This is a genomic window from Xanthomonas populi (assembly GCF_002940065.1).
Classification (GTDB): Bacteria; Pseudomonadota; Gammaproteobacteria; order Xanthomonadales; family Xanthomonadaceae; genus Xanthomonas; species Xanthomonas populi.
In genome coordinates, this window is sequence record NZ_MDEJ01000033.1 from 19,682 (window position 1) to 33,203 (window position 13,522).

At 64.3% G+C, this 13,522-nt stretch carries 12 protein-coding genes, 1 tRNA gene and 2 pseudogenes; 3 read left to right on the plus strand and 12 right to left on the minus strand.

Annotation, left to right across the window (positions count from 1 at the left end):
* Window positions 1-98: 98 nt before the first annotated feature.
* The gene (locus XpopCFBP1817_RS07510; RefSeq protein WP_128416648.1) at window positions 99-2,666 is read right to left on the minus strand and encodes a glycoside hydrolase family 3 protein; all 2,568 of its coding nucleotides are present in this window, start codon (window positions 2,664-2,666) and stop codon (window positions 99-101) included.
* Between the two features lie 434 nt (window positions 2,667-3,100).
* Here XpopCFBP1817_RS07510 and XpopCFBP1817_RS07515 point away from each other — a divergent pair, with 434 nt between their 5' ends.
* The gene (locus XpopCFBP1817_RS07515; protein ID WP_128416649.1) at window positions 3,101-5,056 is read left to right on the plus strand and encodes a PhoX family protein; all 1,956 of its coding nucleotides are present in this window, start codon (window positions 3,101-3,103) and stop codon (window positions 5,054-5,056) included.
* Window positions 5,057-5,119: 63 nt separating this feature from the next.
* On the opposite strand, the gene XpopCFBP1817_RS07520 is transcribed toward XpopCFBP1817_RS07515, so the two are convergent.
* From XpopCFBP1817_RS07520 to pcnB, 8 genes are all read right to left on the minus strand, one after another.
* Window positions 5,120-5,674, minus strand: a complete 555-nt coding sequence (locus XpopCFBP1817_RS07520) for a hypothetical protein (RefSeq protein ID WP_244171103.1) — start codon at window positions 5,672-5,674, stop codon at window positions 5,120-5,122.
* Complete coding sequence (locus XpopCFBP1817_RS22770; RefSeq protein WP_167393858.1) at window positions 5,638-5,811, minus strand: hypothetical protein; 174 nt, start codon at window positions 5,809-5,811, stop codon at window positions 5,638-5,640. Before XpopCFBP1817_RS22770 ends, XpopCFBP1817_RS07520 begins: the two co-directional genes overlap by 37 nt.
* 165 nt (window positions 5,812-5,976) lie before the next feature.
* Window positions 5,977-7,491: a glucose-6-phosphate isomerase gene (gene pgi, locus XpopCFBP1817_RS07530; RefSeq protein WP_128416650.1), complete on the minus strand. Its 1,515-nt coding sequence runs from the start codon at window positions 7,489-7,491 to the stop codon at window positions 5,977-5,979.
* Window positions 7,488-7,868: an aspartate 1-decarboxylase gene (gene panD, locus XpopCFBP1817_RS07535; protein ID WP_128416651.1), complete on the minus strand. Its 381-nt coding sequence runs from the start codon at window positions 7,866-7,868 to the stop codon at window positions 7,488-7,490. Before panD ends, pgi begins: the two co-directional genes overlap by 4 nt.
* 85 nt (window positions 7,869-7,953) lie before the next feature.
* Entirely contained in the window at window positions 7,954-8,820 is an 867-nt protein-coding gene (gene panC, locus XpopCFBP1817_RS07540) for a pantoate--beta-alanine ligase (RefSeq protein WP_128416652.1), read from the minus strand.
* A gap of 10 nt (window positions 8,821-8,830) precedes the next feature.
* On the minus strand, window positions 8,831-9,646 hold the full coding sequence (panB, locus tag XpopCFBP1817_RS07545; protein WP_128416653.1) for a 3-methyl-2-oxobutanoate hydroxymethyltransferase: 816 nt from the start codon (window positions 9,644-9,646) through the stop codon (window positions 8,831-8,833).
* A gap of 35 nt (window positions 9,647-9,681) precedes the next feature.
* The gene (gene folK / locus XpopCFBP1817_RS07550; protein WP_128416654.1) at window positions 9,682-10,167 is read right to left on the minus strand and encodes a 2-amino-4-hydroxy-6-hydroxymethyldihydropteridine diphosphokinase; all 486 of its coding nucleotides are present in this window, start codon (window positions 10,165-10,167) and stop codon (window positions 9,682-9,684) included.
* 3 nt (window positions 10,168-10,170) lie between these two features.
* Window positions 10,171-11,538, minus strand: a complete 1,368-nt coding sequence (pcnB, locus tag XpopCFBP1817_RS07555; protein WP_128416655.1) for a polynucleotide adenylyltransferase PcnB — start codon at window positions 11,536-11,538, stop codon at window positions 10,171-10,173.
* A gap of 48 nt (window positions 11,539-11,586) precedes the next feature.
* Between pcnB and XpopCFBP1817_RS07560 the strand changes: the two genes are divergently transcribed.
* A tRNA-Glu gene (locus XpopCFBP1817_RS07560) sits at window positions 11,587-11,661 on the plus strand.
* 179 nt (window positions 11,662-11,840) lie between these two features.
* Window positions 11,841-12,101: pseudogene (locus XpopCFBP1817_RS07565) on the plus strand (transposase); the annotation flags it as partial.
* Window positions 12,102-12,121: 20 nt separating this feature from the next.
* Here the strand turns inward: XpopCFBP1817_RS07565 and XpopCFBP1817_RS22105 are convergent.
* The 3 genes and pseudogenes from XpopCFBP1817_RS22105 to XpopCFBP1817_RS07580 all read right to left on the minus strand — a co-directional run.
* Window positions 12,122-12,409: pseudogene (locus tag XpopCFBP1817_RS22105) on the minus strand (IS5/IS1182 family transposase); the annotation flags it as partial.
* Between the two features lie 80 nt (window positions 12,410-12,489).
* On the minus strand, window positions 12,490-12,978 hold the full coding sequence (locus tag XpopCFBP1817_RS07575; protein ID WP_425479080.1) for a TspO/MBR family protein: 489 nt from the start codon (window positions 12,976-12,978) through the stop codon (window positions 12,490-12,492).
* A gap of 53 nt (window positions 12,979-13,031) precedes the next feature.
* A partial coding sequence (locus XpopCFBP1817_RS07580) for an integrase core domain-containing protein (protein ID WP_244171104.1) occupies window positions 13,032-13,522 on the minus strand: 491 nt, incomplete at its 5' end.

Below are 13,522 nucleotides of genomic sequence, written 5' to 3' on the forward strand. Positions count from 1 at the left end.
GTGAAGGTGGCCGCTGTAAAACGTCGCTGGGAACGGCGACGCATGGGTGTTTCTTCGTTACCTAGGCCATCCCGGAAGCGCGCCTGCGGGATGGCTGCTTACCTGACCGGGCAGTCGAGCGTGACTTCAGCTTCGTTGAGCGCGCCCAGCGACACCTTGGAGATCGACAGATCCAGAGCCGCGCCGCTTTCGATGCGGGCAACCTGGCTCAGCTTGGTCAGATCGGCACCGGCCACCGCGAAGCACTTCAAAGGCACGCCGACCACCTTCCACTGGCCCTGCGGCAGCGCGGCGAGGGTCTTCTGTGCATCGACACGGCCGCTGCACCCTTCGCCGCAACCTACGCCCAGCCATACCGGCGCGGTCACTGCGCTGTCACGGCGCACGGTCAGATGCAACTGCAGATCGCCGTTGCTCTCGCGCGAGACATCCACCGGCTTGCCGGACCACACCAGACGACGTGCGTCTTCCTGCGCCTTGTGATCGACCGCACTCATCTTCAGGCTGCCGTCGGACAGGCCCACCGGCAGCGTGGTCGCCGGCATATTGGCCTGGCCTGCATTGGACAACTGCATCGCAATGCCCAGCGCCGGCTTGCCGCGCACGAAATACACCCCGCCCACCGACTGCTCGCCGGACACACCGGAGTCTTCCGGCAGCGCGGCCAGATCGCCCTTGTCGGCGTAGGTTAGGCCATAGCCGAACTTGAACTGCGGCTCGTAATCCTTCTGCCCGACGTTGTTGGCGAACTGCACCGCCGTCTTGGGCCAGGAGAAGCTTAGCTTGCCCTTGAAGTCGTTCTGCACGCTGCCATCGGTTTTGCGCAGCAGCACGTCGGCCAGACCCTCGCCTTCAGAACCCGGCAACCAGGCAGCGACGAAGGCATCGGCCACGTTGATGTACTGATTCATCCACAGCGGACGCCCGCTCAGGAACACCGCCACCACCGGAATGCCCTCGGCCTTGAGCTTCTTGAGCAGTGCCAGCTCGCTCTCGTCGCCCGGCTTGTACAGCAGGGTGGCGACGTCGCCCTGGAACTCGGCGTACGGGTTTTCGCCGAACACCACCACCGCCACATCGGGCTTGGTCTTGTAGGCGCCATCGACGGCCAGCTCGGCTTTGCCGCCGGCCGCCTTGATTTGCTTGTCCAGGCCTTCCCAGAGGGTGTTGCCATTCGGGTAGTCGCTGCGCTTAGTGCCGGTGCCCTGCCAGTTCAACGTCCAGCCGCCGGACTGCTTGCCCATGTCGTTGGCGCCGTCGCCAACCACCAGCACGCGCTTCTTCGGATCCAGCGGCAGGATGCCGGCCTGGTTCTTCAACAACACCAGCGACTCGCGCACCGCCTGACGGGCAATCGCACGATGTTCCGGCGCGCCCAGCAATGCGTACTTGCCGCCGAGCGGGCGCTTGGACGGCTTGCCGGCTTCGAACAGGCCCAGGCGCAGCTTGACGCGCAGGATGCGGCGCACCCCATCGTCGAGGCGCTGCGCCGAAATCTGACCCGAGTTCACTGCCGCCAGTTCGGTGTCGTAAATGCCCTTCCAGCTGTCGGAGGCCATCGCCATGTCGACGCCGGCAATGAACGAGGCCGGGCAGTTGTCGTTGGTGCAGCCCTTGACCTGGCCGTGGCCATTCCAGTCACCGACCACGAAGCCGCCGAAGTTCATGCGGCCCTTGAGCACGTCGGTCAGCATGAGCTTGTTGCCGTGCATCTTTTCGCCGTTGAAGCTGTTGAACGAAGCCATCACCGTCTGCGCACCGGCCGCGATCGCCGGCGGATAACCGGCCGCGTGGATATCGCGCATGGTGGCTTCGGACACTTTGGTGTCGCCCTGGTCCTTGCCGTCGGTGGTGCCGCCGTCGCCGACGAAATGCTTAACCGAGGAAATCACGTGGCTGCCGTCTAGAAACTGCGGCGTGCCCGGCACGCCCTGCACGCCTTCGACCATCTTGCCGGCGAAGCTGGCCACCACCTCCGGCGACTCGGAATAGCCCTCGTAGCTGCGGCCCCAGCGGTCGTCCTGGGGCACTGCCACGGTGGGCGCGAAGGTCCACTCCATGCCGGTGACGCGGGTTTCGGCGGCGGTGACTTCGCCGATCTGCTTGATCAGCGCCGGGTTGCGCGTAGCGCCCAGACCAATGTTGTGCGGGAACAGTGTGGCGCCGACGATATTGCTCTGGCCGTGCACTGCATCGATGCCGAAGATGATCGGAATGGCGTTGCCGCCCTTGGAAGGGTCCATCGACGCCTCATAGAACGCGTCGGCCAGCTTCAGCCACTCGGCCGGGCTGGCGTTGTACTTGCCGCCGGGATCGGAATTGCCGCCGGCCAGCACCGAGCCGAGGCGGTACTTGCGCACATCTTCCGGGGTCAGGCTGGCGATATCGCCCTGGATGGTCTGCGCGACCTTTTCCTCGACGCTCATCTTGGCCATCACATCGGTGATGCGCTGCTCCAGCGCCTGGTCCTGCGCGAACGGCCACTTCGGCGAGGGCCACTGGTCCGCATGGATGGTGGTGGACAACTCGGCCGGCGCGGTCTTGCCCGCCTCGGCAGCGGTGTCCTGGCCTTGGCAGGCGGCCAGCATCAGCACCGCGGCGGCAGTCGCCAGAGAAAGGGCACGACGCGCGACGGGCGCGGCGGTATGACGAAGCAGCTTGTCCAAAATCCGGGTCTCCAGGTGGTTCTCACACGGCGATGCGTTGCGCCGCAGGCAATTAGGCGGCGTACGCTTGCGTGATTCCCCTACCCTGTCAACCGCGCCAACCCGTATGCCAAATGGCCGGCAACTTATTGGCCGCGGCTATAGCCTTGGAATACCGGCAGCACCTGTCAAACCACGGAAAACCGCCGAATCCGGCGCGCTGCTTGGCATTCGGTAGACGCCCGATTTGCTGCATCGCACCACTCGGTGCCGTCAGCGATGCGCAGCCGGCAGCCGTCGATGCGGCATGGTGGGGTCCGTTGCGGTGCGGACATCCAAACCTGCGCCAACGGGTGAGCTCGCCGTCAAACAACTGTCATACGGCCGGCCTAGCGTGACCGGCTTGCCGATGCGCCACCGGCCATCGTTGATCGTTGCCTTTGCCTGGAGTTTGGATGTCTGCCTCCCCCGATCCCGCCCGCCGCCGCCTCATGCAAGTGCTGGTGTCCATCCCTCTGTTGCCACTCGGCAGCGCCAGCGCCGCCGCCCTGCAGCAACTCGGCGATGCGGCACTCGCCGCGCGCCCGTTGCGGCCCTCGGGAAACCCGACCCAGCTGGTGTCGGCCACCTTCCATGGCATGCCCGCGCCCAGTCTGGCCAACCCGGCCGCGATGGCCACCACCACGGTCGGCTCGGCCCTGACCATCGCGCGCAGCGATGGCAGCTCGCAGCGCTATGCCCTGGCCTATCATCCTTTCTTCGTCACCGGCGACCAGGTGCCCGACGGCAAGGGCGGCAGCGTGCTGGCCGGCGGCTATTACGACATCCAGCATCGGCCGATCATCGACCGCTCCAAACCCGGCGCCGAACGCCCGTTCTTTTCCGATTGCCCGGACGGCTCTTCGCTGCTCACCCTGCCCAATGCCAAGGTACCCGGCGTCAAAGGCAATCACGTGTTTGCGGTAGTGCAATTCGAATACACCACCCGCGACCAGGCCGGCAACGACACCAATCGCCATCTGCCCGCACCGATCGCGGTGCTGACGCTTGATCAGGACCCGGCAACCGGCAAGCTGTCGCTGGTGAAGTACCACAACGTCGACACCGCGCCGGTGCACGGGCTGTGGACCACCTGCGGCGCCAGCCTGTCGCCGTGGAATACCCACCTGTCCAGCGAAGAGTACGAGCCCGACGCCACCGCGCTGGCCGGCAACACCCAGTTCCGCAGTTACAGCACGCATCTGTACGGCGATGCGGAACGGGCCAACCCGTATCACTACGGCCACCTGCCGGAAATCACCGTGCATCCGGACGGAACCGGCAGCGTCCGCAAGCACTATTGCCTGGGCCGCATCTCGCACGAACTGGTGCAGGTGATGCCCGACCAGCGCACCGTGCTGATGGGCGACGACGCTACCAACGGCGGTCTGTTCATGTTCATCGCTGACCGCAAGGCCGACCTGTCGGCCGGCACCTTGTACGTCGGCAAGTGGCACCAGACCTCGGGCATCGGCCCGGGCGCGGCGACGTTGAGCTGGATCAAGCTGGGTCATGCCACCAGCGACGAGATCCAGGCCCTGGCCGACCACCTGACCGCCGCCGACATTCTCGACGTGCACCTGAGCGACCCGGGCGATGCCTCCTTTACCAAGATTCCGTTCAACGGCACCTTCAACTGGGTCCGCATCAAGCCCGGCATGGAGAAAGCCGCCACCTATCTGGAAACCCACCGCTACGCGGCACTGGCCGGCGGCAGCCTGGGTTTCACCAAGCTCGAAGGCACCACCGTCAATGCCCGCGACAAGATCGCCTACATGGCGATGTCCTACATCGTCACCAGCATGCGCGACGGCTCGGGCGATGTGAAAGTGCAAGGCCCGGACTCCGGTGCGGTGTATGCGCTCAACCTGCGCGGCGGCCGCCACGACAGCAGCGGCGCTGCGATCCACAGCGACTGGGTACCCATCGACATGGCCGCCCAGGCCGCGCTCACCGGCCATGACCTGGCCAAGGCCGATGCGCTGGGCAATCTGGCCGACCCGGAACGGCTGGCCAACCCGGACAATCTGAAGTTCTCCGAAGCGCTGCGCACCTTGTTCATCGGCGAAGACAGCAGCCTGCACGTCAACAACTTCCTGTGGGCCTACAACGTCGATCGCGGCACGCTGACGCGGGTGCTGTCGGTGCCTTCCGGCGCCGAATCGACCGGCCTGCACGCAGTCGACGAAATCCACGGCTGGACCTACGTGATGAGCAACTTCCAGCACCCTGGCGACTGGGAAATCCCGCTGCACGACACCGTCAAGGCAACGCTGGATCCGCTGATCCGCGCCAACTACAAGAACCGCTTCGGCGCAGCGGTGGGCTATCTCACCGGCGATCCGGTGGCGGTGCAGTTGGGCAAGGCCTAAGCGCATGTACTGAGGGATGAGGTTCGGGCGGCCCGCATCTTCGCGCGCCTGTCCCGACGTTTTTCAGGACGCGCTGCGCGTCTCCAATGCCGCCATCACGATCGGCTTGGCCCAGTCGGGCACCTGCGCCAACGCTTCCAACGTCGCCGGATAGTGCAAGCCGGCACGATCCAGTTCCAGTACGAGCAGCGGCTCGGCCTGCCCTGCTGCATCGGCGGGCGCACTGTTGTCGTAGACGTGCAGCACCGCCAGATGCGGCAACAATGTGATCAGATTCGCGCGCGAGGCCTCGTAGCGCTCGTGGATCTTGTGCTCGCGGATCGCATGGCCACCAGCGGCAACGCGAGCCTCCACGCGTTCGAGGTGCAGCTGCGCCGTCGACAAGCCGCAGAACCACACCGCCACCGTGTGCTGATCGCAGGCCTCGCGCAGCAGGGGTGGGATTGTCGTTGCGCCCAGCGTGGTTTCGAATGCGTCATCGTGGCCTTCGGTCACCGCCGCCAGATGCGCATCGAACTTCAGCTGCAATGCCTGCAGCGACTGCGCCCGCGTTGAGGCAGCGGAGGCCGCGCTTGCCCGACTCACCAGGCGCCGATACTCCTCGGCATCCACCACCACCGCCTCTGGTGATTGTGGGTGGTGATGACCACCGCGCCATGCGTGCGCACCTTGCGCATCAGGCTGGGCCAGCCCTTCACCTTGATGTCGGCGGCAGGTGTTTTTTCGAGATTGGGCAGATCCTGGGAAAGCGACATCGGAGGGAGCCAGCAGGAAGTCACAGCGCCCAGCCCACTCCACTATTTCCCATTTTTGTAAATTTTGCCATTCAAGCCAGACAAGCGCCGCGCAATGCCACAATACCCTTAACATACAACGGGGCCAGCAGGCCACGTCGTCACGCACGGTCTGTCTGCGCCCGCTCAGCCACGCAGCTTCGACAGCAGCTCGCGCGTCACGGGGTCAGCCACATCGGCTGACTCGCCTTTCAGCGCCGGCAGCAACTGGCTGGCCAACTGCTTGCCCAGCTCCACACCAAACTGGTCGAACGCGTTGATGCCCCACATCACCGACTGCACATATACGCTGTGCTCGTACATCGAGATCAGCGCGCCCAGCGCTTGCGGGGTCAACGCATCGAGCAGGATCACAGTGCTCGGGCGGCCGCCCGGATAGCTGCGATGCGGATCGCTGCTGTCCTGGCCATTGGCCAGCGCCTCGGTCTGCGCCAGCACATTGGCCATGAGCGCAACATGGTTTTCTGCGTACGGGTCGTCGTTGTGTACGGTGCCGATGAAATCGGCCGGCACCACGCTGGTGCCCTGGTGCAGCGCCTGGAAGAAGCTGTGCTGCACATCGGTGCCTGCGCCGCCCCACCACACCGATACGGTGTCGCTATCAACTGCCAAACCGTCGAGCTTGACCCGCTTGCCCAGGCTCTCCATCACCAGCTGTTGCAGATAGGCCGGCAGCAGTGCCAGACGCTGGTCGTAGGTCATCACCGCATGCGTGGCGCTGCCGAGCAGGTTGCGATTCCACACTGCAGTCAGCCCGTGCAGCACCGCGACGTTTTCTTCCAGCGGCGTGTTGAGCGCATGCGCATCCAATTGCGCTGCGCCTTCGAGCAACTGCTCGAAACGTTCGAAGCCGATCGCCAGTGCGATCGGAAAACCCACCGCCGACCACAGCGAATAACGCCCACCGACCCAGTCCCACATCGGCAGCACGCGGCTTGGCGCGATATCGAAGGCCTTGGCGGCGCGCTCAGGGTTCGCACTCACCGCATACAGCCGATCGCTGCCGCCCAACCAGGCATGCAGGATGCTGCCGTTGAGCAGGGTTTCCTGAGTGCCGAAGGTCTTGGAAATCAGGATGCCGGCGGTGCGTGCCGGGTCCAGCGTCGCCAGGGTGCGCTGCATCGCCGCGCCATCGACATTGGAAACGAAATGCACGCGGAAACGCCCACCAGACGGCGCACGCAAGGCATCGGCCACCAAGCGCGGCCCCAGGTCGGATCCACCGATGCCGACACTGACGATATCGGTGACGTCGGTGGCTTCCAGCTGCTGGATCAGCGCGTCCATGCGCTGACGCACTTGCGCAGCGGTGGCATACGCTTCGGAGGCCACCGGCGCATCGGTCAGATCGCCACGCAATGCGGTGTGCAAGGCGGCGCGTTGTTCGGTGACGTTGACCTGCTCGCCGCGGAACAGACGCTGGAACGCGCCGGCCAGATCACGCTCGCGCGCAATCGCGAACAAGGCATCGAGCGCGGCGCGGTCGTACGTCTGCCGCGCGAAGTTGAAATACAACGGACCGACCTGCCTGGCGTACTGCGTCGGCCGTTGCGGCTCGGCTGCAAGCAATGCGGGGATGGCAGCGCCGCGCAGGCGCTGGGCGTGGGCGTGAAGCGCGTCGAATCCGTTGGTGTGTGTCATGCGGCCTGCGTGGGGATGCTGTGGTTGGTGTGGGAGATCGCGTTGTGCGTGTCCACATATACCAGATTGGGTTGAAAGGTCTTGGCTTGGTCTTCGCTCATGCTGGCGAAGGCGGCAACGATGATCAGATCGCCCACCTGCACGTGACGCGCGGCGCCGCCGTTGAGCGAGATGATGCCGCTGCCTTCTTCAGCACGGATGGCATAGGTGCTGAAACGCGCACCGTTGGTGACGTCCCAGATGTGCACCTGTTCGAACTCGCGGATGCCGGTGGCTTCCAGCAGCAGGCCGTCGATGGCGATCGAGCCTTCGTAATTGAGCTCGGAGTGGGTGACGGTGGCGCGGTGGATCTTGGCTTTCAGCAAGGACAGGTGCATGACGGGCAACGGCAAAAGGACAGCCGGCATTTTAGCGGAAAGCGCTCGCGCCTACCGGCCTGCAACGCGGCCGGTGGTGAGGGCTTCAGGCCGGCCGCATCGGCGGCCTTGAGAATTCCAGATTGTCGATCAACCGGGTAGTGCCCAGGCGTGCGGCGATCAGGGCCACGCGCGCGCCAGCGTTGCTGTCGCCCGGCGCGCTCAGGTCAAGCAGGCGCAGCACCGCGTAGTCGACGCGAAAGCCGGCCTGTTCCAGGGCATGGGTGGCGGTTTCTTCGACCTGCGCACGCGGCGTGCCGGCTGCATAGCTCTCGCGCATCTGCAGCAACACTTTGCGGATCTGCGCCGAGCGCGGGCGCTCGTCGGCCGACAGATACTGGTTGCGCGAGCTCATCGCCAGGCCGTCGGCCTCACGCACGATGCTGCCGCCCAGAATCTCGATCGGAAACGCCAGGTCGGCCACCATCTGCCGGATCACCGCCAGCTGCTGATAGTCCTTCTTGCCGAATGCGGCCACGTCCGGCTGCACCTGATTGAACAGCCGCGCCACCACGGTGCACACGCCATCGAAATGTCCCGGCCGGCACACGCCTTCCAGCACGTCGCTGACACCGGGGGCATGAATCGGCGTGGCCAGCGCGGTGCCCAGCGGGTACATGGTGTCTACGTCCGGCAGCCACAGCGCGTCGCAACCGGCATCTTCCAGCCCACGCAGGTCGGATTCGGGGGTGCGCGGGTAACGCGCGAAGTCTTCGCCCGGGCCGAACTGGGTCGGGTTGACGAACACGCTCGACACCACCCGGTTGGCGTACTGGCGCGCCAGCATCACCAGCGAATAGTGACCGGCATGCAGGTTGCCCATGGTCGGCACCAGCGCCACGCGCAAGCCCTCACGCTTCCAGCCGGTGACCAGTGCGCGCAGGGTGGAAAGATCGGTAATGGTCTGGATCATATGGTCTGAATCATGCGGCGTACGCGTGCTCTGCATCGGGGAAGCTGCCGTCGCGCACGGCTTGCGCGTAAGCGCGTACCGCGCCCGCCACCGAGCCGCCTTCGGCGAGGAAATCCTTGACGAACTTGGGGCGGCGATGACCGCTGTCCAGGCCCAGCATGTCGTGCATCACCAGCACCTGGCCATCGCAGCCGGGGCCGGCACCGATGCCGATGGTGGGCACGCTGAGTTCGGCGCTGATCTGCGTGGCGATCGGCGTGGGCACGCATTCCAGCACGATCATGCTCGCACCGGCGTCGACCACCGCCTGCGCATCGCTGCGCAACTGCTCACCGGCTTCGCCGCGTCCTTGCACCTTGTAGCCACCGAAGCGCAGCACCGATTGCGGGGTCAACCCCAGGTGCGAGCAGACCGGGATCTCGCGCTCGACCAGATAGCGGATGACCTCCAGCTTGCGCCCGGCGCCTTCGAGCTTGACCATCTCCGCGCCGGCCTGCAGCAGCTGCGTGGCCGCGTCCAGCGCACGTTCCGGCGTGGCATCGGCCTGGAACGACAGATCGGCCACCAGCAACGCGCGCTCCAGCGCACGCGCCACCGAAGCGGTGTGATAGACCATGTCGGCGGTGGTCACCGGCAGCGTGGATGTGTGCCCCTGCACCACCATGCCCAGCGAATCGCCTACCAGAATCAGGTCCACGCCGTTGGCATCGAAGGCGCGCGCAAAGCCGGCGTCGTATGCGGTCAACATGACCAGTTTGCGACCGGCGCGCTTTGCATCGGCCAAAGCGGGCACGGTCCAGGGCTTGCTGTCGGTATGGCTGCTCATGACGTCATTACGTGGGGTGATAAGCCGGCCATTATCTACCCAATCGGCTCCAGCCCGTTGACCTCGATGGCGCGCAGGGCATGCCGCACTGTTCCATGGCCCGGAATGATCGCCTCCGGGGCAAGTTCGGCCAGCGGTAACAGCGCGAAAGCGCGCGCCTGCAGATGGGGATGCGGCACCTGCAGACGCGGCAGATCGATCACCTGTTCGGCATACAGCAGCAGATCCAGATCCAACGTCCGCGGGCCCCAGCGCTCGCCAGCCTGACGCTGCCGGCCGAATGCCTGCTCGATGCCCAGCAACGCGTCCAGCAACTGCAGCGGCGCCAGCGCGGTGCGCAGCTGCGCTGCGGCGTTGATGAAATCGGGCTGATCCTTGCGGCCCCAGGCCGGCGTGCGATACAGGCGCGAGGCCGCCATCAACGTGGACTGCGGCAACGCGCCGAGCGCGGCGATAGCGGCGCGGACGCTGGCCTCGGCCTGGCCCAGGTTGGCACCCAGGCCGACGAAGGCGGTGTGCATGCCCTACTCGCCTGCAGTGGCGCAGGTGCGACGGCGGCGACGGCGGCGCTTGCGCGGCGCGGCCTCTTCGCTCTCTTGATCGGCCTGCGCGGTTTCGATCGCATCGACCAGCTCCTGGCCGGAGGACTTCTGCGCCTCACGCCAGAACTCCACATCAGCCGCGTGATCGGCCGAGGCGAACTGCCGCAGCACCAGAAAATCGAACGCGGCGCGGAAACGCGGATGCGACAAGGTGCGGAACACACGCTTGCGCTGACGCGAGGAAAAGCGCGTCTGCAGCAGCCAGATTCCCTGCATCGGCAGCGAGAAGCGGCGCGGCAAGGCCACGCGCTCGAGCTGATGCAAGGTGACCCGATCGGCAGCGCGACGCTGCGCGTCTTCCGGCTGCACGCCCTGCGCCTGCAGCCCCATCAAGGTGCGGCAGAACGCCGGCCACAGCAGCAGGGCGAACAGGAATGCGGGCGACACCGGTTCGTCGTTGGCCACGCGCGCATCGGTATTGCGCAGGCCTTCCAGCACCATGGCGCGCAATGCGCCGCTACGGTTGGAACGCAATGCGGCCGCACTTTCCGGGAACAGCGCGCCGAGCAGGCCGTAACGCTCCAGGCCTTCGAAACTGGCCACGCCGTGCCCGGACAGGAACAGCTTGAAAATTTCTTCGAACAAGCGCGCCGGCGCGGCTTCGGACAACAGCCCGGCCAGGCGCGGGATGGGTTCTGCAGTACCGACTTCGATATCGAAGTTCAACTTGGCCGCCAGGCGCACTGCGCGCAGCATGCGCACCGGATCTTCCTGGTAACGCAGCTCCGGGTTGCCGATCAACTTCATCAGCCGCGCCTGCACGTCTTCGAAGCCGCCGCAGTAATCGCGCACCGAGAAATCCTCGATCGCGTAGTACAAGGCGTTGCAGGTGAAATCGCGACGGATCGCGTCGTCTTCGATACTGCCATAGACGTTGTCGCGCACCAGCCGGCCGTTATCCAGTTCGCGATCGCCGCTGCCGTCATCGACATTGGCGCGGAACGTGGCCACTTCGATGATCTCGCGGCCGAACACGACATGCGCCAAGCGGAAGCGACGGCCGATCAGCCGACAGTTGCGGAACAGCGCCTTGACTTCTTCCGGCGTGGCACTGGTGGCCACGTCGAAATCCTTGGGATGCCCGCCCACCAGCAGATCGCGGACTGCGCCGCCGACCAGGTAGGCGCCAAAGCCCGATTCGCGCAGGCGGTACAGCACGCGCAGCGCGTTTGGGCTGATGTCCTTGCGCGAGATGGTGTGCTGGTCGCGTGGAATGACGCGCAGCGTGAACGGAGATGTAACTGAGGGTTCGATGATGGCGTTTCCGTTTCGTGTTGCAGGATTGCCCAACGGCTGTTGCCACACTATACTAACCCGCTGCACAGGACGCGACAAAACGCTCCCTTCGTCTAATGGTTAGGACGTGGCCCTCTCAAGGCTAAAATAGGGGTTCGAGCCCCCTAGGGAGCACCACTGCCGTCTCGCTGCAGAAGAACGCAAAAGCCCCGCATTGCGGGGCTTTTGCGTTGGGGCGCAGGCGTTATGGCGTAGTTGGTCTGCACTACATCGCGCGGTCGCTACGCATCGAAGCCACGTTGCGCCCGAGCCACTGCCGCTTCTGAAAGTGAAAGCCTCAGTGATGATGATAAGGCCTGCTCTGCGACGGCGGCTATATCGGCGACCCATTTGCACAGGGAGTGCAGGAGATGTTGGGCAGGAAAGTCAAAGTGCAGATCGCAAAGCGCAGCGAACTGCACACCTTCAAGGTCATGCCCAAGCGCTGGATCGTGGAGCGCAGCTTTGCATGGTTAGAGAAGAACCGAAGGCTATGGAAAAACTGCGAGCGTCAGCTCAACACCAGCTTGCAGATGATCCACCTGGCGTTCCTGGCGTTGCTGCTTAGAAGACTTTGAACATGCTCTAAGAGCCGCCAACAAAACCCCGCAAGAAGCCGTAAACCGATGATGGAGCATGCAAGCCAAAGCAACGCCAAGTGGAGATCGATGCGGCGTTCAAGGCGGATGCGCAGTTTGCCGATGACTGCGAACCAGGCGTGCGCACGCTCGACGACCCAGCGATGACGGCCCAGACGAGCGTTGCGGTCGATGCCCTTGCGTGCAATCGGCGCAATGATGCCGCGCTGCTTGAGGAAGGTGCGACAACGTTCGATATCGTAGGCGTTACCGGCATGCAGTTTGCTTGGCCAACGTCGCGGGCGCCCTGAGGGATCTCTTCGTTCCGTGCCATGGCCCCATTTTTGCCACCCTGGAGATAGCATTCATGAGGTTTTATTAGCCGCTCTTAGCCAAGCACCTGCGGATTGAGCTGCCACACCGAATAGTTCAGCGCAGCTGCAAAACTCACCCATAGCAAATATGGAACCAACAACCACGCAGCAGCACGCTGCCGCTTGGCGAAGGCCAAGATCGTCAGCGCCAACACCAACCACAGCGCCACGATATCGACAAACGCCCACGCGCCCATGTGCCAGGCAAAGAACAACCAGCTCCACAACCCGTTCAATCCCAAGTGCAGCACGAACAGACTCAGCGCCACACGCTCACGGCTCCACCCAACGCGCCGCCAGACCAGCCACACCGACACCGCCATCATCCCGTATAAAGCGGTCCACACAGGCCCGAACAGCCACCCCGGCGGCGCCCAAGCCGGCCGCTCCAACTCGACATAGAAGCTCGCTGCTTTGATCGACGCCGTCGCTCCCAAGGCCGCCACCAAATAGCACAGCACAAACCAGCCCAGCAGTCCAAACCACTGCGATCTTTTCGTCATCGAACCCTCCATACAGTACCAGCGCCTGGGAAAAGTCTGTTCAACAGCAACCCTTAAGTGTTCAGTCCCGGCATTAGATGGATCGAATTCACCTTGAACCGCTCGGGTTCGGATGTCCACTGCTTGCAGATGAATTCGTACGGTGTCAGACCCTGCAGGGCTTTGAGCCTGCGACCGTCGTTGTAGGCGTCGATAAAGTTGGCCAGGTGCTGTTGCAGTTGTGCGTGATCATCGTAGTGGAAGCGTTTGACAGTAGCTTCCTTGATGGTCCGATTCATCCGCTCGACCTGCCCGTTTGTCCAGGGATGCTTGACCTTGGTCAAGCGATGTTGGATGCCGTGCTCCTCGCAGACGCGAGTGAAGAGATGCGCACAGGCATAGCGGTCGGAACTGCGGTTCGTGAACCGGATGCCGTTATCCGTCAGAACCGTCTGCAGGGTGTAGGGCACTGCCTGGATCACATTCTGGATCTGAGGTTTCCCCACGTTTTCCCGAGATAGATCAGCTGGTTGCACCCGGATCGTGTAGAAACAAGTGCGCGCAT

Bases quoted from the DNA above. Each gene is read 5' to 3' on its own strand.
- XpopCFBP1817_RS07515 (WP_128416649.1), top strand. From the start codon at position 3,101: ATGTCTGCCTCCCCCGATCCCGCCCGCCGCCGCCTCATGCAAGTGCTG.
- XpopCFBP1817_RS22770 (WP_167393858.1), bottom strand. From the start codon at position 5,811: ATGTCGCTTTCCCAGGATCTGCCCAATCTCGAAAAAACACCTGCCGCC.
- pgi (WP_128416650.1), bottom strand. From the start codon at position 7,491: ATGACACACACCAACGGATTCGACGCGCTTCACGCCCACGCCCAGCGC.
- panD (WP_128416651.1), bottom strand. From the start codon at position 7,868: ATGCACCTGTCCTTGCTGAAAGCCAAGATCCACCGCGCCACCGTCACC.
- panC (WP_128416652.1), bottom strand. From the start codon at position 8,820: ATGATCCAGACCATTACCGATCTTTCCACCCTGCGCGCACTGGTCACC.
- panB (WP_128416653.1), bottom strand. From the start codon at position 9,646: ATGAGCAGCCATACCGACAGCAAGCCCTGGACCGTGCCCGCTTTGGCC.
- folK (WP_128416654.1), bottom strand. From the start codon at position 10,167: ATGCACACCGCCTTCGTCGGCCTGGGTGCCAACCTGGGCCAGGCCGAG.
- XpopCFBP1817_RS07575 (WP_425479080.1), bottom strand. From the start codon at position 12,978: ATGACGAAAAGATCGCAGTGGTTTGGACTGCTGGGCTGGTTTGTGCTG.